The following is a 21470-nucleotide window of genomic DNA, read 5'->3' as shown; positions in this document are numbered from 1 at the left end:
CCCTTTGTTGTTGTCAGGCGGTTATCAGTCTTGGCTGGCTGCCACGCATGGCAGCCAGGAGCGGCTTGTCGGGATTGATGTCGGGAATGGCGCGGATCAGGGCAGCCGTGTAAGGGTCGCGCGGATTGGCGAAGACTGCGTCCGAGCGGCCCTCCTCGACGATCCGCCCGCGATGCATGACAACGACCCGCTCGCAAAGGCTGCGGACCACGGCGAGGTCATGGGCGATGAAGATGAGAGTCAGTTTCATCCGCGTCTTGAGATTACGAAAGAGATCGACGATCTGCGCCTGGATCGTGACGTCGAGCGCGGCGATGCATTCGTCGGCGATGATCAGCTTCGGGTCGACTGCCAGGGCACGCGCGATGCCGGCCCGCTGGCACTGGCCGCCACTCATGCTGCGCGGCAGGCGGGCGGCGAATTCCCGCTCGAGGCCGACGAGATCGAGAAGTTCGCTGACCCGTGCCGGAATCTGTGACGTGGCGGCCTTGCGCTGAACCTGCAGCACCTCCGCCAGCATTTCGCCGATCGTGAGCCGAGGGTTGAGTGCGCCATAGGGATCCTGGAAGACCATCGCCGCCTGGCTTCGGATCGCCGCCAGCGCCGTCCGCTTCTGCCCGGCGAGATCGAGCCCGGCGAAGCTCACATGGCCCGAACTGAGCGGTGTGAGGCCAAGGATGGCGCGCGCCAGCGTGCTCTTGCCCGAGCCGCTTTCGCCGACGATGCCGACGCTCTCGCCGGGCATGACCTGCAGGCTGACACCATCGACCGCTGCGACCTTTCGGCCGCCACCGAGGATGCCGAGCCCTGGTGTCGGGAAGCGGACGACGAGATCGTCGATTTCAAGCAAGGGTCTTGAGATCGATGCCGCCTGATGCGGTGCTGATGTAGGCGAGACAGACTCCGGCATCGACGGATGGCTGCTTAGCAGGCTCCTTGTGTAGGCGTGTTTCGGCGATGCAAGCACAGTGCGCTTCGGCCCCTGTTCGAGCAGGCGTCCACCGCGCAAGACGGCAATGCGGTCGCAGACCTGAGCGACGATGCCGAGATCGTGGGTGACCAGGATGATCGACAGGCCGCGGCGGTCGCGAAGATCGAGCAGCAGGCCAAGGATCTGCGCCTGGATCGTAACGTCGAGCGCGGTGGTCGGCTCGTCGGCGATCAGGATTTCGGGATTGCATGAAAGGGCAATGGCGATCATCGCGCGCTGGCGCATGCCGCCGGAGAATTCGTGGGGGTAATTGTTGTACTGGCGTGCCGGATCCGGAAACCCGACCTGGGCGAGGATTTCGAGCGCCGCTGGCCTGGCTTCGCTGCGAGATTTGCCTTGATGAAAGCGGATGCCCTCGCAGATCTGGTCCCCGATGCGCATGACCGGGTCGAGATGGCTGGTCGGGTTCTGGAAGATCATGCCGATCCGCGCGCCGCGGATACCCAGCATGTCCTTCTCGTCCAGCGCGGTCAGGTCGCGTCCATCCAGCATGACCGAGCCGCCGGCAATCGCGAGCGATCTGGACGGCAGGAGCCGCATGATCGCCCGGCAGATCATGCTCTTGCCCGAGCCGCTCTCGCCGACGAGGCCGAGCACCTCGCCGCGTTCGAGATCGAACGATACGCCATCCATCAGCCTGCGGGTCTCGCCGTCGAGGTCTGCCTCGACCGTCAGTTCGCGAATGGAGAGGATGGGGTCGCTCATTCCGCGACCCCCAGATATTCGCCGAGACCGTCGCCGAACAGGCTGAAGCCGAAGGCGAGGACCACGATCGAAAGGCCGGGGAAGAGCGTGATCCACCATGCGGTGGTGATGAAGCTCTGTCCTTCGGCCACCATCACGCCCCATTCGGCCAGCGGTGGTTGCACGCCGAGCCCGAGATAGCTGATCGCGGCACCGTTCAGCAGCACGAGGACGGCATCGGACATCGAGAACACGATCGATCCTGCAATGGCGTTCGGCAGAAGATGGCGGAACATGATGCGCATACGGCCGAAGCCGAGGCTGGTCGCCGCGACGGCGTAGTCCGTGGTTTTGAGCACGAGCATCTGCGCGCGGATCAGCCTTGCATAGGAAACCCAGCCGACCAGTGCCATGGCGATATAGAAGCTGGAGAGGCCAGGCCCCAGAATGGCGATGATCGAGAGCATCAGAACCAGGAAGGGGAAGGCTAGGATGATGTCGATCAGCCGCATGAAAACGATATCCACCACGCCGCCGAAGAAGCCGGCGCCGGTGCCGACCAGCGTGCCGATCAGGAACGGGAAGACAACGCCGATGACGGCGATCTGCAGGTCGATGCGGGTTCCCCAGATAACCCGCGACAGGATATCGCGGCCGAAATTGTCGGTGCCGAACGGGTAGGCGAACGATGGCGCCAGCAGCCGCGCATCGCCGTTCTGGAGTATCGGGTCATAGGGCGCGATCCAAGGCGCCAGGAGTGCGATCGCGACGAAGGACAGCAGTACGCCTGCCCCGATCGACAGGGTTAGATGCCGGCTGACCCAACGCAGCCACGGCGCGTTCTTTCGCATCGCGACCGCCGTCATATCTTCACCCTGGGATCGAGGGCGACGGTCAGGATATCGGCAATGAAACTGACCAGCACGGTGGCGCAGGCGAAGACCATCGCGACGCCCTGCACGACCATGTAGTCGCGCGAGAAGATCGCGCGCACGAGCAATTGCCCCATCCCGGGAATCGCAAAGACGCTTTCGACCACGACCGTTCCGCCGATCAGCCAGCCGATGTTCACGGCGAGCAGGTTGATGGTCGGCACGATGGCATTGGGCAGGACGTGTCGCCAGAGGACGATGTGTTCCGGCATGCCCCTGGCGCGCGCGGCGGTCGCCATGTCCGACTGCAGCTCGACGATCATGGCGGCGCGGAGGCTGCGCAGCAGCACCGCCGAGAGCGAAAGCGCGATGGTGAGGCTCGGAAGAACGAGATGCGCCGCCTTGTCGGCAAACGTGCTGCCATATCCGGAGACGGGGAAGATGCCGAGCTTCACGGAGAACAGGATGATGAGCATCAGTGCCAGCCAGAAGGGCGGAAAGCCGATGCCGAGGGTCGAGACGATCCGGACCATATGGTCGGCGAGCCGTCCTCTAGACCGCGCCGACAGCGCGGCCAGCGGCACGGCGATCAGGATGGAAAGGACAACGCTTGTCAGCACCAGGGCCAGCGTCGGTTCCAGGCGCGTGGCGACCAGTTTCAGAACGTCGATCTTGTAGAGGATCGACTTGCCCATCTCCCCGCTGCCGAGATTCTTGAGGAAATAGAAATATTGCTGCCAGATCGGCAGGTCGAGACCGTATTGGGCGCGAATATTGGCGATGGCTTCCGGCGTCGAGCGGGTGCCGAGCAGCACGCGCGCCGGGTCACCGGGAATAAGACGCACCAGGATGAACGTGATCACGCTGATGCCGAACAGCACCGGCAGGAACTGCAAGGGACGAAACAGGACGAACCGGTAGCGGTGCATCAACAACACCCTTCAGGTCGTAGTGCCGTAATCGCCCATCGCGATTTCATCGGGTGGTCCTGTGGCGCGAGAGGAAATCGAGGAGCGCCGGATAGTAGGCGCCGGGATTCTCGTAGAACGGCATGTGGCTCGCATTGTCGAAGACCTGCATCTCGGCATCCGGCAGGTTGAGCTTCATCCTGAGCGCGCAGGCCGGCGTCAGTTCATCATGGGCGCCGCAGGTGATCAAGACAGGCATGGTGAGTTTCGGCAGGTCGGGGATGCGGTTCCAGTCCTTGAGGTTGCCGATGTAGAGGAATTCGTTCGGCCCCTGCATCGTGCCGTATGGTCCCATGTTCCAGTCTTCCAGCGACCGGTTGACCGGGGCAGGCCATTCGGGCAGCCGGCAGACATGGCGATAATTGAGGATCGTGATCGCGGCCAGGTATTCGGGGTGATTGATCGTGCCACGGGCCTCGTGCTTCTGCATCATGGCGACCGTCTCCGATCCGAGGGCCGCGCGCAGCCGCTCGAGTTCGCTGACGAGATGCGGCATGTCGGCGACGGTGTCCTCGAGGATCAGCGTCTTGAGATGTTCCGGATAGGTCAACGCATAGTCGATGCCGAGCCAGCCACCCCAGGAATGGCCGAGCAGATGCACCTTGCCGAGGCCAAGCGCCTTGCGGACCGTCTCGGTCTCCTCGACATAGCGGCCGATGGTCCAAAGTGCTGAATCGGTCGGCCGGTCCGACGCGCCGGTTCCGAGCTGGTCGAAGGCCACAACGCGGTAACCCTCGTCGACCAGGCAAGAATGCGCCTCGCGCAGATAATCACATGGCAGGCCAGGGCCGCCATTGAGGCAGAACACGACCTCGTCGCCGCCGCCGAACGAGTAGGCGACGACCTTGAAGCCGTCCACGTCCACCTCGATCCGGTCGTCGGGTTCGATTTCACGCCACATGCCGGCCTCCGGCCACAGATTCAGCTTGCTCATCTTTTGAGCATGGCTAATTTTTAGCGGAACGCCAATTCCGCGCCAGCTATAAGAAGTGATAGGGTATGCGTTTGGAAACCGGGAGCCGCAGATGCTCGACACCATTGCGGAGCTGAGACACCGCTTTTCGACCGCCTCGACACTGGACGGGCGGATCGACCAGGCATTCGAAGCAATGAAAGCATTCGGCTTCGATGCGCTCATCTATGACTATACGCCCGTTCCTTTCGATCTTGCCGGCGACCTGATGATCCCGTCGCTGCTGAAGCTGCGCAACATCGCCGACGACATGCATGAATACTGGTGCGACCGCGGCTATTTCCGCATCGACCCCGTGCAGCAGGTCGCGCTGAGAACCACGACGCCCTTCTTCTGGAACTACGACCGCGACGCCTGTACGCTGATCAACCGCTTCATGAGCGAGGCGACCGCGCCGGTGACCCATTATCTGCGCGAACGTGACATGTCGTGCGGCGTCACCGTGCCTGTGCATATGCCGCGCGGCGACTATGCCACCGTGACCGGCCTGCGGCTCGGCGCCAAACAGGATTTCGAGCGTGCCGCTGGGGCGGCGCTGGCCGACTTCGGGCTGCTCGCGCATGTCTTCCACGAGAGCGCATATCCGGTTTTCGACCGCGATGCCCGAAGCTGCACCGCACTCCGACTCACCGAACGCGAGCGGGAATGCCTGCGCTATGCCGCCGAAGGGCTTTCCGCCAAGGAGATTTCACGAAGCATCAAGCGGTCGGTGCCGACGGTCGTCATGCATCTGAACGCCGCAGCACGAAAGCTCGGCGCCAAGAACCGCACGCAGGCGGTGGTGCGCGCCACGCATTATCGCCTGCTCGACGACGCACCCTATTACTTATGATAGCTGCCCGCCCTGCCGGCGCGACGCTATGTTTCCGTCACATTTCGAGGTGAATGGAGACGGACCGTGGGATTGCTGCCGACAGAAGAAGGTTATGTGCCCTTTGGCGAATACCGCACCTGGTATCGCATCACGGGCTCCCTCGACTCGCCGCTTCTGCCGCTCGTGGTGGCCCATGGCGGTCCCGGCTGCACGCATGACTATGTCGATTCCTTCAAGGACATCCACGCGCTCGATGGCCGCCCTGTCATCCACTATGACCAGCTCGGCAACGGCAACTCCACCCGCCTGCCGGAAAAGGGTCCCGATTTCTGGACGGTCGAGCTCTTCCTGAACGAGCTGGATCGCCTGCTCGTCCATCTCGGCATCCAGCACCGCTATGCCTATCTCGGCCAGTCCTGGGGCGGCATGCTCGGCGCCGAACATGCGGTGCGGCGGCCCGCCGGTCTGAAGGCGCTGGTGATCGCCAATTCGCCCGCCAACATGCAGACCTGGGTCGCGGAGGCCAACCGGCTGCGCCGGGGCCTGCCGGAGGACGTGCAGGCAACATTGGCCAGGCATGAAGACGCGGGAACGATCACGGACCCGGACTATATCGCGGCATCTCGCGTCTTCTACGACAGGCATGTCTGCCGGGTCGTGCCCTGGCCCGAGGAAGTGGCACGCACATTCGCGATCATGGACGAGGACAACACGGTCTACCGCAACATGAATGGTCCGACCGAGTTCCATGTCATCGGCACGATGAAAGACTGGACGATCGAGGATCGACTGCCTGATATCGCCGCGCCGACGCTGTTGATATCCGGGCGTCACGACGAGGCAACGCCAGAAGTCGTCCGCCCCTATGTCGAGCGTGTGCCGAACATCCGCTGGATGCTCTTTGAAGACTCAAGCCATATGCCGCATGTCGAGGAAAAGGCGCTCTGCCTCGCCACAGTTTCCGGCTTCCTGAAGGAGCACGATGAGGCAAATCGGATATGATGATTTGTCGCCTCATGTCACGAAATAGACGCCGCTGAAGAGCTCGGGCGGACGCCTGAATATGGCCATCCCAGGGGTAATGACTGACTTAAATTGTACCGGCCCTGGAAGTCGCGCGAATCCGCGGGCCTGAAGTTCATTTAGGGTTCGTTCGTTCGGGTCAGCAAATCAACCTTCTTCAGCCTGTATTCCAGCTTGGCGCGGGTCAATCCGAGCTGGCGCGCGGCGGCTGACACGTTGCCACCTGCAGCCTCGAGTGCCGATCGATACAGCTCGGTTTCGGCGCGCTTGAGCGCTTCGGGCGCGGTTATCATCCGGCGTTCGCCGGTCAGGTCCATGCCATCGCGGGGTGCCACGCCGATGCGGCCCTCTCCTGTCAGTTTCAGCGACAAGGACGGAACCTTCTCGAAGCCGGTGAAGAGATGCTGCATGTCGATCAGCGATCCGCTTTCGGCATAGATGACGCCGCGCTCGACGAGGTTCTGGAGTTCGCGGATATTGCCGGGGAACTCGTAGGCGAGCAGCGCATCCATCGCCCGCCGGGTGAAGCCTGCGACGTCGCGACGATGCCGGTCGCGGAACAGTTTCAGGAAATGCGCTGCGAGCAGAGGGATGTCGTCGCGCCGGTCACGCAGAGGCGGAATCACGATCGGGAAGACGCAGAGGCGGAAATAGAGGTCCTGCCGGAAACGTCCGGCGCGGACCTCTTCCGCGAGGTCGACATTCGAGGCGGCGACGACGCGCACATCGACGGGAATCGTCTTTGCGCCGCCGACGCGTTCGATCTTCCGCTCCTGGACCGCCCTGAGCACCTTGCCCTGTGCCGAATAGGTGAGCGAGGCGATTTCGTCGAGGAAGAGCGTGCCGCCATGCGCGCGCTCGAAATAGCCGGCACGAGACTGGATCGCGCCGGTGAACGCACCTTTCTCGACGCCGAACAGTTCGGACTCGACCAGGGTCTCGGGGATGGCGGCGCAATTGATCGGCACGAAGGGACCTTGCACGCGCGGGCTCAGCTTGTGGAGTTCGTTGGAGAAGAGCTCCTTGCCGACACCGGACTCGCCCATGAACAACACCGTCGCGTCGGTATCGGCCACCTTCTCCAGCATCAACCGGGTGCGGAGGAAGCTTGCCGAGACGCCGACGACCTGGCCCTCGACCGCCTCCGTCGGCTCCCGGCCCGACGATTTTGGCGCCGGCGCAGGGCGGTCCACCGCCACGTAGCGCCGGCTCTTCCAGTCGAGACCGAGATAATGCCGTTCCGGTGCGTCCTTGCCCCAGGCATCGACATGCTGGCCGACGACGAAGCATCGCGGCGCGCCCATGCCGGCGCATTCGATCTCGCGGAAGATCACCGGCCGGCCGAATAGCGTGCTGGTATAGCCCGAAGGATAACCCGTCTGCATCCAGCACACGGGCTCGCTGGAAATGCCGTAGCTCGAAATGTGCTCCGCGGCTTCCGAAGAGTCGTCCCAGTAGAACTCGCCGAAATAGGTGCCCTTGCGGAGGTCGAACTGGAACTGCTTCGTCGTCACCTTGACGAAGCCTTCGAGCGTGTGGACGCGCGGACCGGCGGCGAGGGCATGGGTCAAATCTTCCTGCGGGAACCGCTTCTGGATCAGTTCGGCATCGCGCACGCCCTGCATATAGCCGACGCGCATGAACAAGCCCTTGGCGGTCTCCGTTCCGAAGGCGTCGATGATCTCCTGCCTGAGCCGTCCCAGCACCAGCGACTGGATCAGCACCATCCGCTGGTCGTTGAGCCAGATCCGGCCGTCGCCGAGCGCGAAGTGAAGCGCCTCGGTGAGATCGGTGAGGGTGGGCGCCGCGCCGGTATCGAGTTCGCTGAAAGCGCCGCGCGTGAGGATCTTGCCCGTCTTGCGAGAGGCTTCGGCGAGGGAGATCAGTCCGTCGAGATGCTGTGTGCCTGTCATGATGACATTAATAATTTGATGAATTTATCAACACTATTTCATTATTTGCGTAATCACAAGATCCCTGCCGCAGAAGCGGAAATACTTCCCGTACGCGACGGAAAAACAAGCGTCATCAATCGCTTGCAGACTCCTATCGGCAAGTGCCGCATGCCTTTCGAAATTCTGGCACGACCTTTGCAATGTTAGCTCCGACCGCTTGAGGAGGCGGCAGGAGGACATCGGCGGAAAGTCAAGCGACTGCAATTCAATGGACCCTGGCAAAAACGCCCGGGCTCGCAACGGCGAAGCCATGCCTGCGCCTCAGACGACAGACCGGCACTTTTTGGAGGAGGAACAAATGAACATCGAGAACCAAAATTTCCTGGACAGCGAACGCTGGCAAGGGCGCGCCTTCTTTGCTGATTGGCAGAAGACCGCCGCCGGCGTCATGGACGTGACCGATCCGGCGACCGGCGCAGTGATCGCCTCGGTCGGCGTCGGCGGTGCCGCAGATATCGCCCGTGCCGCCGCCGAAGCACGTGCCGCCCAGAAGGCCTGGGCCAAGACGTTGCCGACCGACCGGGCGCGCATTTTGTCCAAGGCCGCCGACCTGCTCGAACAGAACGGCGCCGAACTTATCCCCTGGATCATGCGGGAATCCGGCTCGATCTATCCCAAGGCCGGCATCGAGATCGAGCATGGCGCACTGTTCATCCGCCATGCGGCAACGCTCGCCACTTTGCCGATGGGGATGATGATCCCGTCGATGGACGGCCGGGCCAACTATGCCAAGCGGGTGCCGCATGGCGTCGTCGGCGTGATCTCACCGTTCAATTTCCCGCTCGTGCTTTCGGTCCGCTCGATCGCAGCGGCACTGGCATTCGGCAATGCCGTGGTCCACAAACCCGATCCGCGCACGCCGATTTCGGGCGGCATCATCATCGCCCGCATTTTCGAGGAAGCCGGCCTGCCGAAGGGCGTGCTGCAGGTGGTGCCGGGTGGTGCGGATGCCGGCGAGGCGATGTGCACCGATCCCAATATCGCGATGATCTCCTTCACCGGCTCTGCCCGGGGCGGTTCGAAGGTCGCCGAGATTGCCGGCAAGCATTTCAAGAAGGTGCAGCTGGAACTCGGCGGCAAGAACTCGCTGATCGTGCTCGACGATGCCGATCTCGACATCGCCGCCTCCAATTCCGCCTGGGGCGCCTTCCTGCACCAGGGCCAGATCTGCATGGCGACGGGGCTGATCCTCGCCCACGAAAAGATCGCCGATGCGCTGACGGAAAGGCTGGTCGCAAAGGCATCGCATCTGCCGGCCGGCGATCCCTCCACCAATCAGGTGGCGCTTGGCCCGATCATCTCGGACGCCCAGGTGGCAACCATCCAGGCCATCGTCGACGATGCCGTGGCCAAGGGCGCCGGCCTTCTCGCGGGCGGCACCCATGACGGGCGCTACTACGCGGCGACTGTGCTTGCGGATGTCGCGCCCGGCATGCGCGCCTTCGACGAGGAGATCTTCGGCCCGGTGGCTTGCGTCGCGACCTTCAAGACGGATGAGGAAGCGATCGCGCTGACCAATGGCAGTGACTATGGCCTCGCCGCCGGCGTGATCTCGGCCGATACCGGCCGCGCGATGCGGATTGCCGACGAACTCGATGTCGGCATGGTCCATGTCAATGATCAGACGGTCAATGGCGGGCCGTTCGCGCCTTTCGGAGGCCCGCGCAAATCCGGCAACGGCACCCGCATCGGCGGCCCGGCCGACATCGAGGAATTCACCACCTGGAAGTGGATTTCCGTCAAGGACGCCGCGACCCCCTATCCCTTCTGATCACTCCCAGGACCGGGATGCGGGCCGCGGCGCCCGCATCCCCCGCGTGACATTTCATTTCGGAGACCACCATGCAGATCAAAGCTGCCATCGCCCGCGCGCAGGGCGCGGACCTCAGCCTCGAGACCATCGATATCGAGGAGCCGAGGGACAATGAAATCCTCGTGAAGGTCGTCGCCACGGGCGTCTGCCATACCGACATTGTCGTGCGTGACGGCATGCTGCCGACGCCGCTGCCAGTGGTGCTCGGCCATGAAGGCGCCGGCATCGTCGAAAAGGTCGGCCGCTCCGTGTCGAAGGTGAAGGCCGGCGACAAGGTGGTCATGACCTTCAATTCCTGCGGTCATTGCCCGAGCTGCCAGGATCATCACATCAGCTATTGCCACGAATTCTTTCCGCGCAATTTCTTTGCGGCCCGCACGGATGGCTCGAGCGCGCTGTCGGCAGGCGACGAGCGCATCCATGGCAATTTCTTCGGCCAGTCGTCCTTCGCCACCCACGCCATCTGCCACGAGGTGAATGTCGTGAAGGTGCCGGATACGGCGCCGCTCGAACTGCTCGGACCGCTTGCCTGCGGTATCCAGACAGGCGCGGGCGCGGTGATGAACGCGCTTAAGGTTTCGGCGGGCAAATCCTTCGCCGTATTCGGATCGGGTTCGGTCGGCCTTTCCGCCCTGATGGCCGCCAAGGTCGTCGGCGCGACGACGATCATCGCGGTCGACATGAATGACGAGCGGCTGGCGATGGCGCGCGAACTCGGCGCCACGTATACGATCAATCCCGGCAAGGTCGATGCGACGGCCGAGATCATGGCCATTACCGGCTATGGGCTGAATTTCGCGCTCGACACGACGGGGATTTCGAGCGTCATCCGCGGCGCGGTGATGGCGCTGGCACCGATGGGCGCCTGCGGCATTCTTGGCGCCTCGGCCATGGGCACGGAGATCAATCTCGACGAAGTGCATTTCATGAGCGGCGGCCGCCGCCTGATCGGCATCGTCGAGGGCGAATCCAACCCGGACACCTTCATTCCCATGCTGGCCGAGCTCTACGCCCAAGGCCGTTTCCCCTTCGACAAGCTCGTGAAGTTCTACGACTTCGCCGAGATCAACCAGGCGATCCACGATTCCGAGAGCGGCAAGACGATCAAGCCGATCGTGCGCATGCAATAGCCGGGCGGAGGCCGCGCCGGCCTTTCCCCATCCGACATTTCAGGGAGGAAACCATGTCGAAAGCGCAACTCGATTTCATTCTCGATATCAGCAGCCAGAACCCGCCGCCCGAAAACGCCACGCCTGATATGATGCGAGCATGGTTCGAGGGCATCAACGCGCAGACGCCGATCGCCGATGGCTCTATGATCGAGCGGGTCCCCGCCGGACCCTGTGGCGGCGACCTGATCCGCCGGGAGGAGACCGACGAGCGCCGGCTGGTCATCTACTATCACGGCGGCGGCTTCTTCTTCGGTTCGAGCCGCTCGCACCGGGTGATCGCCACCCATCTCGCCCGGACTTCGGGTGCCGCGGTGCTGGCGGCGGACTATCGGCTGGCGCCTGAGCATCCGGCACCCGCCGCGCATGACGATGCCTTCGCCGTCTACAAATGGGCACTGGCGCAGGGCTATGATTCGTCGGCGATCGCGCTGACCGGGGACAGCGCCGGCGGCAATCTTGCGCTCTCGGTTGCCGTACGGGCGAAGAAGGAAGGCCTGCCGCAGCCCGGGGCGCTGGTGCTGATGTCGCCCGCACTCGATCTCGCAAGCGTGGGCGACTCGCATCACTCCGTGACCGATGCGCCGCTCCTGACGCCTGGCCTCATGCAGCTTTTCAACGCGGTCTATGTCGGCACCGGCGACCGCAAGTCGGAGCTGGTCACGCCCTTCTACAGTGATTTCACCGGGCTAGCGCCGACGCTCGTCCAGGTCGGCTCCTGGGAAATCCTGCGCGACGATTCGGTGACCGTCGTCGAGCGGCTAAAGGCTGTGGGCGTGTCGGCAGAACTCAAGGTCTTCGACGGCATGGTGCATTCCTGGCAGCTTTTCGCGCCGATGCTCGACGAGGGCATGCAGTCGATCGAGGAAGCCGGAAGCTTTCTCCGCGAGCATCTGCGATCCGGGATGGTGAGACGGGTCGCGGTCTGACGATTTTTCCAACGCTCTTGGTCTGGGAGGACAATATGGGCAAGCATTCTGATATCACGCGCCGCGGCCTGCTGCGCGCCACCGGCAGCGTCGCGGGAGGCGCCGCTGCCGCATTCGCCATGCCGGCGACCATCCGCAAGGCATTCGCCTCGGGTGGCGATACGATCAATATCGGCTGGGTCAATGCGCGCTCCGGCCCGCTCAGCCCCTTCTCGGAGGCGGACGAGTATGTGCTCGGCCTGGTCAACGAGGCGCTGAAGGGCGGGATCGAGATCGGCGGCAAGAAATATGCCGTCAACTTCATCCTCAAGGACACACAATCGGACCCGGTGAACGCCTCGAAAGTCTCGAAGGAGCTCATTTCCTCCGATGGCGTCGATATGGTGATGACATCCTCAACGCCGGAAACGGTCAATCCCGTCGCCGATACCTGCGAGGCGGCCGGCACGCCCTGCCTGTCGACTGTTGCCCCCTGGGAGGCGATCTATTACGGCCGCGGCGCTAAGCCGGGCGAGCCGTCGCCCTACAAATGGACCTTCCATTTCTCGTTCGGCGCCAACGACTTCGCTGCCCTCTATGCTGATCAGTGGTCAAAGATCGAAACCAACAAGAAGGTCGGCCTGTTGTTGCCGAACGACGCCGACGGCAATGCGATACGCGGCGTGATGATCCCGGCACTGCAGGAGGCCGGCTTCGAAGTGACCGATGCCGGACCCTATGAGAACGGCATCACCGATTTCTCGGCGCAGATCGCCACGCTCAAAGATGCCGGCATCGAGATCTTCAACACTTTCCCGTTCCCGCCGGATTTCCCGGTCTTCTGGCGCCAGGCGGCGCAGAAGGGGCTCGCCCAGCAGATCAAGATCGTGCAGGTCGCCAAGGCCGGGCTATTCGAGCCGGAAATGGAGGCGCTCGGGGATCTCGGCAACGGCGTTGCGTCGGGTGCCTATTGGCACAAGGCGTTTCCGTTCGTCTCCCCGGTGACGGGACGCACCTGCGCAGACCTCGCCGCCGGCTTCGAGATCGCAACCGGCAAGCCATGGAGCCAGCAGGTGGGCGCCCAGATGGCGCTGTTCGATGCGACGATCGCGGCGCTGAAGGCCTCGGGCAATCCCAAGGACAAGGCGGCCGTTGCCAAGGCGATCTCGACGCTGAATGTCGAAACCGCCACCGGCGTGGTCGATTTCACCAATGGTCCTGCACCCAGCATGGCGGCCACCGGGCTCGTCGGCACGCAATGGCTCAAGGACGAAGAAGGCAAATTCCCGTTCAAGCTCGAGGTGACCTCGAACATCCTGATCGACCGCGTGCCGATCACCGCGCCGCTCAAGGCCTACACACTGGGCTGATTGGAAGGGGCGGGCGTCGCGTGCCGGCGCCCGCTGTCGGGGGAAACATGGCGGAAATTCTTTCGGGCAGCGGCATCAACAAGACCTTCGGCTCGTTCCAGGTGCTGAAGGACGTGAACTTCACTCTCGCGGAAGGGGAAGCGCTCGGAATCGTCGGGCCCAATGGTGCCGGCAAGACGACACTGTTTTCGGTCGTTGCCGGCTCGCTGGTGCCGTCATCCGGTTCGGTCTTGTTCTCGGGGGCCGACGTCACCAGGGCGGATGCGGCGGCACGCTGTCGCGCCGGCATCGGCCGGACCCATCAGGTGCCGCGTCCGTTCCTCGGCATGAGCGTGTTCGAAAATGTCCTCGTGGCCGCCGAGCATGGTTCCGGACGACGGGGCGTTGAGGCAGGAGCCCTCGCCGCCGAGGCTCTCGAGCGAAGCGGTCTCCTGCCGCTCGCCAACCGGCCCGCCGCCACGCTCGGCCTGCTCGACCGCAAGCGGCTCGAGCTTGCCCGCGCTTTGGCGACCGGGCCGACGGTGCTGCTGCTCGACGAGATCGGCGGCGGGTTGACCGAGGCGGAGCTCGGCATTCTCGTCTCGCTGATATCAGGCCTCAAGGCATCCGGCGTCACCATCGTCTGGATCGAACACATCCTGCATGCATTGCTCAAGGTGATTGACCGGCTGATCTGCATGAGCGCGGGCCAGGTGATCGCGGAAGGAGACCCGCGCGAAGTGATGGCCGACCGCGCCGTGGTCGGCGCCTATCTCGGGGGAGTGCAATAATGTTCGAGGTCGAAAATGTGGTGGCATGTCATGGCCTGCTTACGGCTGTCAGGAATGTGTCGCTGAGCGTGCGCAAGGGTGAAGTGCTCGCCATCATCGGCGCGAACGGCGCTGGCAAGACAACGCTGTTCCGGTCGATGACCGGCGTTCACACGAAAATGGCTGGGCGGATCCGGCTGGGCGGGACCGATATCAGCACCTGGTCGCCGGCGAAACGCGTGGCGGCCGGGCTCGCCATGGTGCCCGAGGGACGCCGGCTCTTTCTCGACATGACCGTACGCGAAAACCTCCAGGTTGCCGGCGAGAACGGCCGCAAGGGGCGCTGGAACCTCGAACGGGTGCTGTCCGCACTGCCGGTCCTGCGCCAGATCCTCAATTCGGTGGCCGGCAATCTCTCGGGCGGCCAGCGTCAGGCCGTCGCCATCGGCCGGGCGCTGATGACAAGCCCGGATGTCATCCTGCTCGACGAAGTGTCGCTCGGACTTTCGCCGATCGCGATCGGCGGGCTCTATGAATCGCTTGAGGCGCTGAAGCAGGAAGGCGAGACCGCGATGATCGTCGTCGAACAGGATCTGGCGCGGGCAATCGCCTTTGCCGACCGCATCATCTGCCTTCTCGAAGGGCGTGTGGTGCTGGAAGGCAAGGCGGCCGAACTGAGCCATGACCAGATCACCAGCGCCTATTTCGGGCTTGAGACCATGTCCGGCGCGGAGGTGCATTGATGCTCGACGCGCTTGTTCAAGGTATCCTGCTCGGCGGCTACTATGCCATTCTCGCCGCCGGCCTGTCGCTGATGTTCGGCGTCATCCGCTTCATCAACCTCGCCCATGGCGATCTTGCGATCCTCGGCGCCTATATCGTCCTGCTGTTCGTCGAGCGGCTCCACATGCCCGTCGGATACGCCATCCTGCTGATGATCCCGGTGCTGGCTGTGCTGGGCTATCTGCTTCAGGCCTTGCTCTTCGCCCGGACCATGCGCGGCGGGTTTCTCCTGCCGCTGCTCACGACATTCGGCCTCGGCGCCGTGCTTCAGAACGGCATCTATGGTGCCTTCTCGTCGGATGCGAAGTCGCTCGGCAACTATATCGGCAACCTGTCCTGGGCCTCCTGGAACCTGCCGTTCGGGCTTACGGTCGGCAAGCTGCCGGTGCTGACCTTCGTCGCGGCTGTCCTCTTGCTGGCCGTACTGCAACTCGTCCTCAGCTATACCAGGCTCGGCCGCGCGATCCGCGCGACGTCTTCCGATCTCGAGGCCGCGGAGCTTTCAGGAATCGAGGCGAAACGCATCCAGCGCGCGGCGGTGGCAATCGCGGTGGCGCTTGCCGGCCTTGCCGGCGCGGCACTCGCCATGCGCTCGCTGATCAGTCCCTATGCCGGGCCGGCGCAGTTGATCTTCGCCTTCGAGGCGGTGGTGATCGGCGGGATCGGCTCGCTCTGGGGCACGTTGATCGGCGGCATCGTGCTCGGGGTCGCGCAGAGTTTTGGCGCCATCGTCTCGCCGCAGCTCTTCCAGCTTACCGGACATCTCGTGTTTTTCGCGGTTCTGGCGCTGCGTTTTCAGGGCGTCGGCCTGATCCGCCTTCGCACTCTTCTGACTGGGGGTCGGTGATGCATGGGAGTTTGAAGTCGGTTGGACGGTTTACCTTCGAGCGCTGGAACCGCTCCGGCAGGGCAACGGTCCTGCTCTCGGCGATCCTGCTTGTAGGACTGCTGGTCGCGCCGCTATTGCTGTCGGCCAGCGCCGTGGACAAGCTGACCACACTCTGGGTCTACGTCATCCTCGCCGTGGTGTGGAACCTGCTGGCGGGCTTTGCCGGCCTGGTGTCGGTCGGGCAACAAGGCTATTTCGGGGCCGGGGCCTATCTCACGCTGCGCTTCGTCGAGGCCGGCATGAACCCATGGATCGCCCTGATTGCCGGTGCAGCCGGCGCGGGTCTCATCGCGATCCCGCTTTCCTTCTATGTGCTGAAACTCCGCGATGGCGAATTCGCCATCGCCACCTGGGTGCTGGCGGAGGTGCTGCGCATCATCGTGATGTTCGATCCGCTGGTGCAGGGCGATACCGGCAATTCGCTGATCGCACTCAATGTCTACGATCCCGATTTCCGCCGGAACATGACCTATTGGCTCGGGCTTTCGGCCATGGCGGGCTTCCTCGTCCTGACCTTCTGGCTGCTGCGCAGCCGGACGGGCAGCGCCGCGCAGGCGATCCGCGACGACGAGGACGCGGCCCGTTCCGTCGGCATCGATATCACCAGGACCAAGCAGATCATCTATGTCGTCGCCGCCTTCGGCTCGGCGCTCGCCGGCGTGGTGTGGCTGGCAAGCGCCATCACATTCCTGCCGCGCACCAATTTCGGAGTGCAGTGGACGGTGTTCATGCTGTTCATGGTTCTGGTCGGCGGGCTCAAGACGTTCGAGGGGCCGATCCTCGGCGCTGTCGTCTTCTTCCTGCTGCAGGAGGTTTTTGGCGACTATGGCGCCTGGTACCTGTTCGGCCTGGGCGCAGTGGCGATAGCCTTTGCGCTGGCGCTGCCGGACGGGCTGTGGGGGCTGGTGCGGAAGCAGATCGACGGCGATCTGCTTCCCACGGGGACGGTTTTGCGCGAGGGGAAAGACGAAGAGGCGCGCCACTAACTGTTGACGGCCCTTCCGCCGAGCGGCCGGCCCAAACGGCCCGGCAAATGGTCTCACAGCCTGAGGCAAAGGGGATCATGATGTCGGAATTCTCAGCCGCGATCTTTGCCACTTCCTCATTCTCGTAGCGGCGAAAGCCGGTCTCGCGTTCGGCATCGACGGAGAAGATGACGCAGCGGCACGCTGACCCCGTTCCGGAACGCGCTGAAAGGCAGTCCGCTGGAGGGATACTACAGCGACAAGCGCGACGCGCCGCGCCAGGAGGCAAACGCCTGGATTCGGGAGAGCGGAGAATTCGAAGCGGTTGTAGATCTCGACACGCATTTCGCCGATCCGGACAATCCGCGCGACATCAAGGATGAGGTGTAGGCCGACCATCTGCTCTGTCGCCTGCGGATAACAAGCTCGTCGCCGATGCAATGACACCGGCCGCACTTTTCGGCGAACAAAACAGCGGTCGGACGAGGGTTTTGAACCGAAGGCTCCAATTGTCTGGCCGGTGAAGAGCCGACATGTGGGTCTGCTGTTCTCTCCTCGTCCGATGGCTGCTTCACTCCCCCATGGATAGCTCCGTCGACCACGGGAAGTGCCAACCAGCGATCCGGCTGTCGTCAGCCCTTGTGATGCACCGTCTGCAGCCCGTAGACCGGTGTCGGGATACCCTCCATCCGCGCCTTGAGCTGCAGCGACAGGAACTGCGAATAGTGGCGCGACTGGTGCAGGTTGCCGCCGTGGAACCAGAGGGCCTCCTGTTGGGTCGGCTTCCACATATTGCGCTCTTCGCCCTCCCACGGGCCGGGATCCTTTGGCGTGTCGGAGCCGAGGCCCCAGCATTTGCCGACCTTGTCGGCCGTCGCCTGGTCGACGATATCGGCCACCCAGCCGTTCATCGAACCATAGCCGGTCGCATAAACGATGACGTCGGCCGGGATCTCCGTGCCGTTGGTGAGCTTGACGGAATTCTCCGTAATTTCCTCGACCTGTCCGGCCGCGAGTCTGATCTTGCCGTCGATGATGAGCTGTGAGGCGCCGATGTCGATATAATAGCCGGAGCCGCGGCGGAGATACTTCATGAACAGACCGGAGCCGTCAGCACCCCAGTCGAGCTGGAAGCCGGCCTTTTCCAGCCCAGCATAGAAATCCGCATCGCGCTCCCGCATCTGCTCATAGAGCGGGATCTGGAATTCATGCAGGATCCGGTAGGGCAGGGAGGCGAAGATCAGGTCCGCCTTGGCCGTGGTCACGCCATTCGCCAGCGCCTGCTCGGAATAGAGCGAACCGAGGCCGATATCCATCAGCGTGTCGGACTTTACGATATGCGTCGTTGAGCGCTGGATCATGGTGACATCGACGCCGGCCTCGTAGAGCGCCGCGCAGATGTCATGCGCCGAATTGTTCGAGCCAATGACGACGACCTTCTTGCCCTTGTAGCCATCCGGTCCGGGATGCTGGGACGAATGGTGCTGGTCGCCCTTGAAGGTCTCGCGGCCCTTGAAATTGGGGACATTGGCCTTGGCCGACATGCCGGTGGCGAAGACCAGTTGCTTTGGCCGGAGTGTGACCTCCTGGCCGTCGCGATCGACGACGATGGTCCATTCCTTCTTGGCCTCATCCCATTTTGCGGATCTGGCGGTGGAGCGGGTCCAGTAGTTGAGCTCCATGACCTTGGTGTAGAATTCCAGCCAGTCGCCGATCTTGTCCTTCGGCGAGAAGATCGGCCAGTTCTTTGGGAAGTCGATATAGGGCAAGTGATCGTACCAGACCGGGTCGTGCAGGCAGAGCGACTTGTAACGCTTGCGCCAGGAATCGCCGGGACGGTCGTTCTTCTCCAATATGATGGCCGGCACGCCGAGCTGCCGCAGCCGCGCGCCAAGAGCGATGCCGCCCTGGCCGCCGCCGATGATGACAACATAGGGCTGCTTTTCGTAGCCAAGCGTGCGCGCTTCGTCCTCGCGCTCATCCTTCCAGGTCTTGGCGCCGGGATTCTGGCCGTGCTTGGCACCGAGCGGTCGGGTAAAGCCAGCCTTCTCCTCATGCCCCTTGAGTTCGGCGAGCGTGGTCAGCAGCGTCCAGATCAGGCCGTTCTTGAAGCGCACGAGGCCATAGCCGCGGCCGACCTCGGTCTCGAAGGTGATCCAGCTCTCCAGCACCCCGTCGGCTTCCGTCGCCTCTTCACCGGGTGCTACGCTCCAGTTTGACGGCTTCGTAGTGGCGAGCTGTGATTGCAGCATGTCGCGCACCTGATCGCGGCCTTCAACGGTCTTAATATTCCATGTGAAAGCCACGAGGTCGCGCCAGTAGCATTCGTCGGCAAACATCCCGTCCGCTTCGTCGATGCGGCCGCCTTCGAGTGCGGCGCCGAACTTGTCGAGAAGGGCCTGCATGCGGGTCGTCGGGGTTTTTTCGAGCATAAGTTTCTCCTCCTGGGCTTCCTGGGCGACGGTGGGATCGAGCCGGTAGCCGTCGGGCAGCGCAGCCAGGACCGGATGAGCGGCGCATCCCCGGCACTCGCATCGCCCAAGGCGGCGTGCTCGATCTCGCGGATATGCGAAAGCGTCGACGCCATCGAGCGCTCCTCCCGAAGCGATCGTCGCATATCCGCGGTTTGCTCACAATCCGCAGTTGCCTGGACTGTCGCATGCTTGCGCCTTATCAAGCTGTGGAATAAGTAGCCGACATTGAGCGACGGAGATCTTGAAACAAGGCTGATATTCCGATTCAAACCCTTCGAACCAATCGAGATTGTGTAGGTGACAGCCGATGTCCTTTGCTTACTTCCTGTCTTTTGAAAGTCCGCCCAACCGTGCGGTTGGTTTGCCGAAGCCCGCGCTGCCGGCCCTCAGGACGCTGCTTGCTGGCGTCGCCGGCCTCGAACGGGCGTTGATTTTCACGCCCGAAACGACAAGGGACCAATTCATCGATGACGGCACGCCTCCGCCCTTGTCGCTCCAGCTCTACTTCGCCGAATTGCCCGCGCTGGAGGCCGCAGCGTCGGCCGGGGGACCGCTCGCGCCTCTCGTTGGCACCGGTCTGCTCGGGGAGCTTGGCGATCTCGCGATCAGCCAGCAAGCCTTCTATGCGCGGCCATTTCCGGTCGACGATCCCGTCGTGCGGCCCGGTCCGTCCGGTCTGCCCTGCAGTTTCGTCGTGCATTATGCGGGACCTGCCGCCGATCTCAATCTCTGGCTCGCGAACTACATCGCCAGTCACCCTCCGGTCATGCGTCAGTTTCCGGGCATCCGTTCGATCGAGATTCTGTCGCGCGTCGACTGGTGTGGCAGCCTGCCCTGGCCGCGCGCCAACCATATGCAGCGCAACCGCGTGATGTTCGACAGCGCCGATGCGCTGACCGCAGCGCTGGCTTCGCCGGCCCGGCTTCAGCTCCGGCGGGATTTCGAGAAGTTCCCGCCCTATGAAGGCGGCACTTTCCACTATCCGATGGCAACCGAAGAGGCGTTGCCCGGCTGACTACATGGTCAGAACCAGCCGGCCACGCGTGACCTGGCCGGATTGGATGAGCCGATGCGCTTCCGCTGCTTCCGAGAGCGGCATTGTTGACGAGACCTGCGGCCGGAAGGCGCCGGACGCCATCATGTCGATGACCCTGGCGATCATGTCCGGTTCGTCGGCAGGCCCCCTGTAGCCGAGCGTGACGGTGACGCCGAATTCCGCGCCGCGATCGATGATTGGCTGGGCGTTCAGGTAGATCAGCCGGCCGCCACGCCGCATGATGGCATAGGAGCGGTCGTGGACGGCCCCGCCTATCAGGTCGAAGACGACGTCGATATCGCGGAGGGTGCCGAAATCTTCACCGTCGTGAGCCACGGCTCTATCGGCGCCGAGACCGGCAACATAGTCCTTGTTGGAGGCGCGGCAGGTGGTTGCGACATGGGCGCCGGCGGCGTGGCAAAGCTGCACCAGGATGCCGCCGACCGCGCCGGCGCCGCCATGGACAAGCACGCGCTGGCCGCGCTTCACGTCGGCCATGTCGAAGCATACCAAGGCATTGATGCCGGCGTTCAGTCCGGCCGCTGCGCGCACTGGTGGGAGGGAAGCGGCTATGAGCGCGACATTCCGGCGGGGCAGCGTGACCTTTTCCGCATAGATGCCGCCCCTTGCTGCGCCAGCAAGCACGCAGACACGATCGCCCAATTTGAGATCCGCAATATCAGTGCCGACCGCTTCGACGACGCCGGCGCCTTCGCGCCCCGGAACAAAGGGAAAAGCCGTCTTGAAATGGTCCTGCAACAGGCCTTGGCGCAGCTTCCAGTCGAACGGTGCAACGCAAGCCGCCTCCAGCCGCACCAGCACCTCGCCCTCTGCCGCAACCGGATCAGGCGCGTCCACATATTCAAGCACATCAGGCCCGCCGAACGATCTGTAGAGCGCTGCCTTCATGCTGATTGTCCCTATAGGCGAGATCGCCGCTGCCAGAATGAAGGATGCGGCATCGGCTGGGCTGAGAAGGTTTAGACATAAAATATGTCCTCTCGCAAGATGGGCTCCGCTGAACGAGCAGCGCC

At 63.3% G+C, this 21470-nt stretch carries 18 protein-coding genes and 1 pseudogene; 11 read left to right on the top strand and 8 right to left on the bottom strand.

Features of this window, described 5'->3' with window-relative positions:
* Positions 1-13 precede the first annotated feature (13 nt).
* From AC2YI2_RS21705 to AC2YI2_RS21690, 4 genes are read right to left on the bottom strand one after another with little or no spacing between them, the layout of a single operon-like run.
* Positions 14-1696, bottom strand: a complete 1683-nt coding sequence (locus AC2YI2_RS21705) for a dipeptide ABC transporter ATP-binding protein (protein WP_487388570.1) — start codon at positions 1694-1696, stop codon at positions 14-16.
* On the bottom strand, positions 1693-2541 hold the full coding sequence (locus tag AC2YI2_RS21700) for an ABC transporter permease (protein WP_487388569.1): 849 nt from the start codon (positions 2539-2541) through the stop codon (positions 1693-1695). Before AC2YI2_RS21700 ends, AC2YI2_RS21705 begins: the two co-directional genes overlap by 4 nt.
* Positions 2538-3476 carry an ABC transporter permease gene (locus AC2YI2_RS21695; protein WP_487388568.1) on the bottom strand — a complete coding sequence of 313 codons (939 nt, stop codon included), beginning with the start codon at positions 3474-3476 and terminating at the stop codon, positions 2538-2540. Before AC2YI2_RS21695 ends, AC2YI2_RS21700 begins: the two co-directional genes overlap by 4 nt.
* A 46-nt stretch (positions 3477-3522) precedes the next feature.
* The gene (locus tag AC2YI2_RS21690; RefSeq protein WP_487388659.1) at positions 3523-4416 is read right to left on the bottom strand and encodes a proline iminopeptidase-family hydrolase; all 894 of its coding nucleotides are present in this window, start codon (positions 4414-4416) and stop codon (positions 3523-3525) included.
* A 124-nt stretch (positions 4417-4540) separates the two neighbouring features.
* On the opposite strand from AC2YI2_RS21690, the gene AC2YI2_RS21685 reads away from it, so the two are divergent.
* On the top strand, positions 4541-5320 hold the full coding sequence (locus tag AC2YI2_RS21685) for a LuxR family transcriptional regulator (RefSeq protein WP_487388567.1): 780 nt from the start codon (positions 4541-4543) through the stop codon (positions 5318-5320).
* 66 nt (positions 5321-5386) lie between these two features.
* Positions 5387-6304 carry a proline iminopeptidase-family hydrolase gene (locus AC2YI2_RS21680; RefSeq protein WP_487388566.1) on the top strand — a complete coding sequence of 306 codons (918 nt, stop codon included), beginning with the start codon at positions 5387-5389 and terminating at the stop codon, positions 6302-6304.
* Positions 6305-6444: 140 nt separating this feature from the next.
* On the opposite strand, the gene AC2YI2_RS21675 is transcribed toward AC2YI2_RS21680, so the two are convergent.
* On the bottom strand, positions 6445-8238 hold the full coding sequence (locus AC2YI2_RS21675) for a sigma 54-interacting transcriptional regulator (RefSeq protein ID WP_487388565.1): 1794 nt from the start codon (positions 8236-8238) through the stop codon (positions 6445-6447).
* Between the two features lie 340 nt (positions 8239-8578).
* Between AC2YI2_RS21675 and AC2YI2_RS21670 the strand changes: the two genes are divergently transcribed.
* The 8 genes from AC2YI2_RS21670 to AC2YI2_RS21635 all read left to right on the top strand — a co-directional run bounded on the left by AC2YI2_RS21670 (position 8579) and on the right by AC2YI2_RS21635 (position 16947).
* Positions 8579-10051 (top strand): benzaldehyde dehydrogenase, encoded by a 1473-nt coding sequence (locus AC2YI2_RS21670; protein WP_487388564.1) that lies wholly within the window; start codon positions 8579-8581, stop codon positions 10049-10051.
* Between the two features lie 71 nt (positions 10052-10122).
* Positions 10123-11223, top strand: a complete 1101-nt coding sequence (locus AC2YI2_RS21665; RefSeq protein ID WP_487388563.1) for an NAD(P)-dependent alcohol dehydrogenase — start codon at positions 10123-10125, stop codon at positions 11221-11223.
* 53 nt (positions 11224-11276) lie between these two features.
* Complete coding sequence (locus tag AC2YI2_RS21660) at positions 11277-12191, top strand: alpha/beta hydrolase (protein WP_487388562.1); 915 nt, start codon at positions 11277-11279, stop codon at positions 12189-12191.
* Positions 12192-12226: 35 nt separating this feature from the next.
* Complete coding sequence (locus tag AC2YI2_RS21655; protein ID WP_487388561.1) at positions 12227-13540, top strand: ABC transporter substrate-binding protein; 1314 nt, start codon at positions 12227-12229, stop codon at positions 13538-13540.
* A 47-nt stretch (positions 13541-13587) separates the two neighbouring features.
* Positions 13588-14310: an ABC transporter ATP-binding protein gene (locus tag AC2YI2_RS21650; protein WP_487388560.1), complete on the top strand. Its 723-nt coding sequence runs from the start codon at positions 13588-13590 to the stop codon at positions 14308-14310.
* Entirely contained in the window at positions 14310-15032 is a 723-nt protein-coding gene (locus AC2YI2_RS21645) for an ABC transporter ATP-binding protein (protein ID WP_487388559.1), read from the top strand. The genes AC2YI2_RS21650 and AC2YI2_RS21645 overlap by 1 nt, the downstream gene beginning before the upstream one ends.
* A complete protein-coding gene (locus AC2YI2_RS21640) occupies positions 15032-15919 on the top strand; it encodes a branched-chain amino acid ABC transporter permease (protein ID WP_487388558.1) in 888 nt (295 codons plus the stop codon). The genes AC2YI2_RS21645 and AC2YI2_RS21640 overlap by 1 nt, the downstream gene beginning before the upstream one ends.
* Positions 15919-16947, top strand: a complete 1029-nt coding sequence (locus tag AC2YI2_RS21635; RefSeq protein WP_487388557.1) for a branched-chain amino acid ABC transporter permease — start codon at positions 15919-15921, stop codon at positions 16945-16947. Before AC2YI2_RS21640 ends, AC2YI2_RS21635 begins: the two co-directional genes overlap by 1 nt.
* Positions 16948-17008: 61 nt before the next feature.
* Here AC2YI2_RS21635 and AC2YI2_RS21630 read toward each other — a convergent pair.
* A pseudogene (locus tag AC2YI2_RS21630) lies at positions 17009-17119 on the bottom strand (4-hydroxyphenyl-beta-ketoacyl-CoA hydrolase); the annotation flags it as partial.
* Positions 17120-17558: 439 nt separating this feature from the next.
* Entirely contained in the window at positions 17559-19358 is a 1800-nt protein-coding gene (locus AC2YI2_RS21625) for an NAD(P)/FAD-dependent oxidoreductase (protein WP_487388556.1), read from the bottom strand.
* Positions 19359-19707: 349 nt separating this feature from the next.
* On the opposite strand from AC2YI2_RS21625, the gene AC2YI2_RS21620 reads away from it, so the two are divergent.
* Positions 19708-20415 carry a hypothetical protein gene (locus AC2YI2_RS21620; RefSeq protein WP_487388555.1) on the top strand — a complete coding sequence of 236 codons (708 nt, stop codon included), beginning with the start codon at positions 19708-19710 and terminating at the stop codon, positions 20413-20415.
* Here the strand turns inward: AC2YI2_RS21620 and AC2YI2_RS21615 are convergent, their stop codons facing one another.
* A complete protein-coding gene (locus AC2YI2_RS21615; protein ID WP_487388554.1) occupies positions 20416-21345 on the bottom strand; it encodes an NADP-dependent oxidoreductase in 930 nt (309 codons plus the stop codon). It abuts the gene before it with no gap.
* Positions 21346-21470 lie beyond the last annotated feature (125 nt).

It is taken from the genome of Rhizobium sp. SRI_017 (assembly GCF_057586295.1).
Note: the sequence above shows the minus strand (reverse complement) of the source record. Positions and strands in the feature narration are given on the sequence as shown.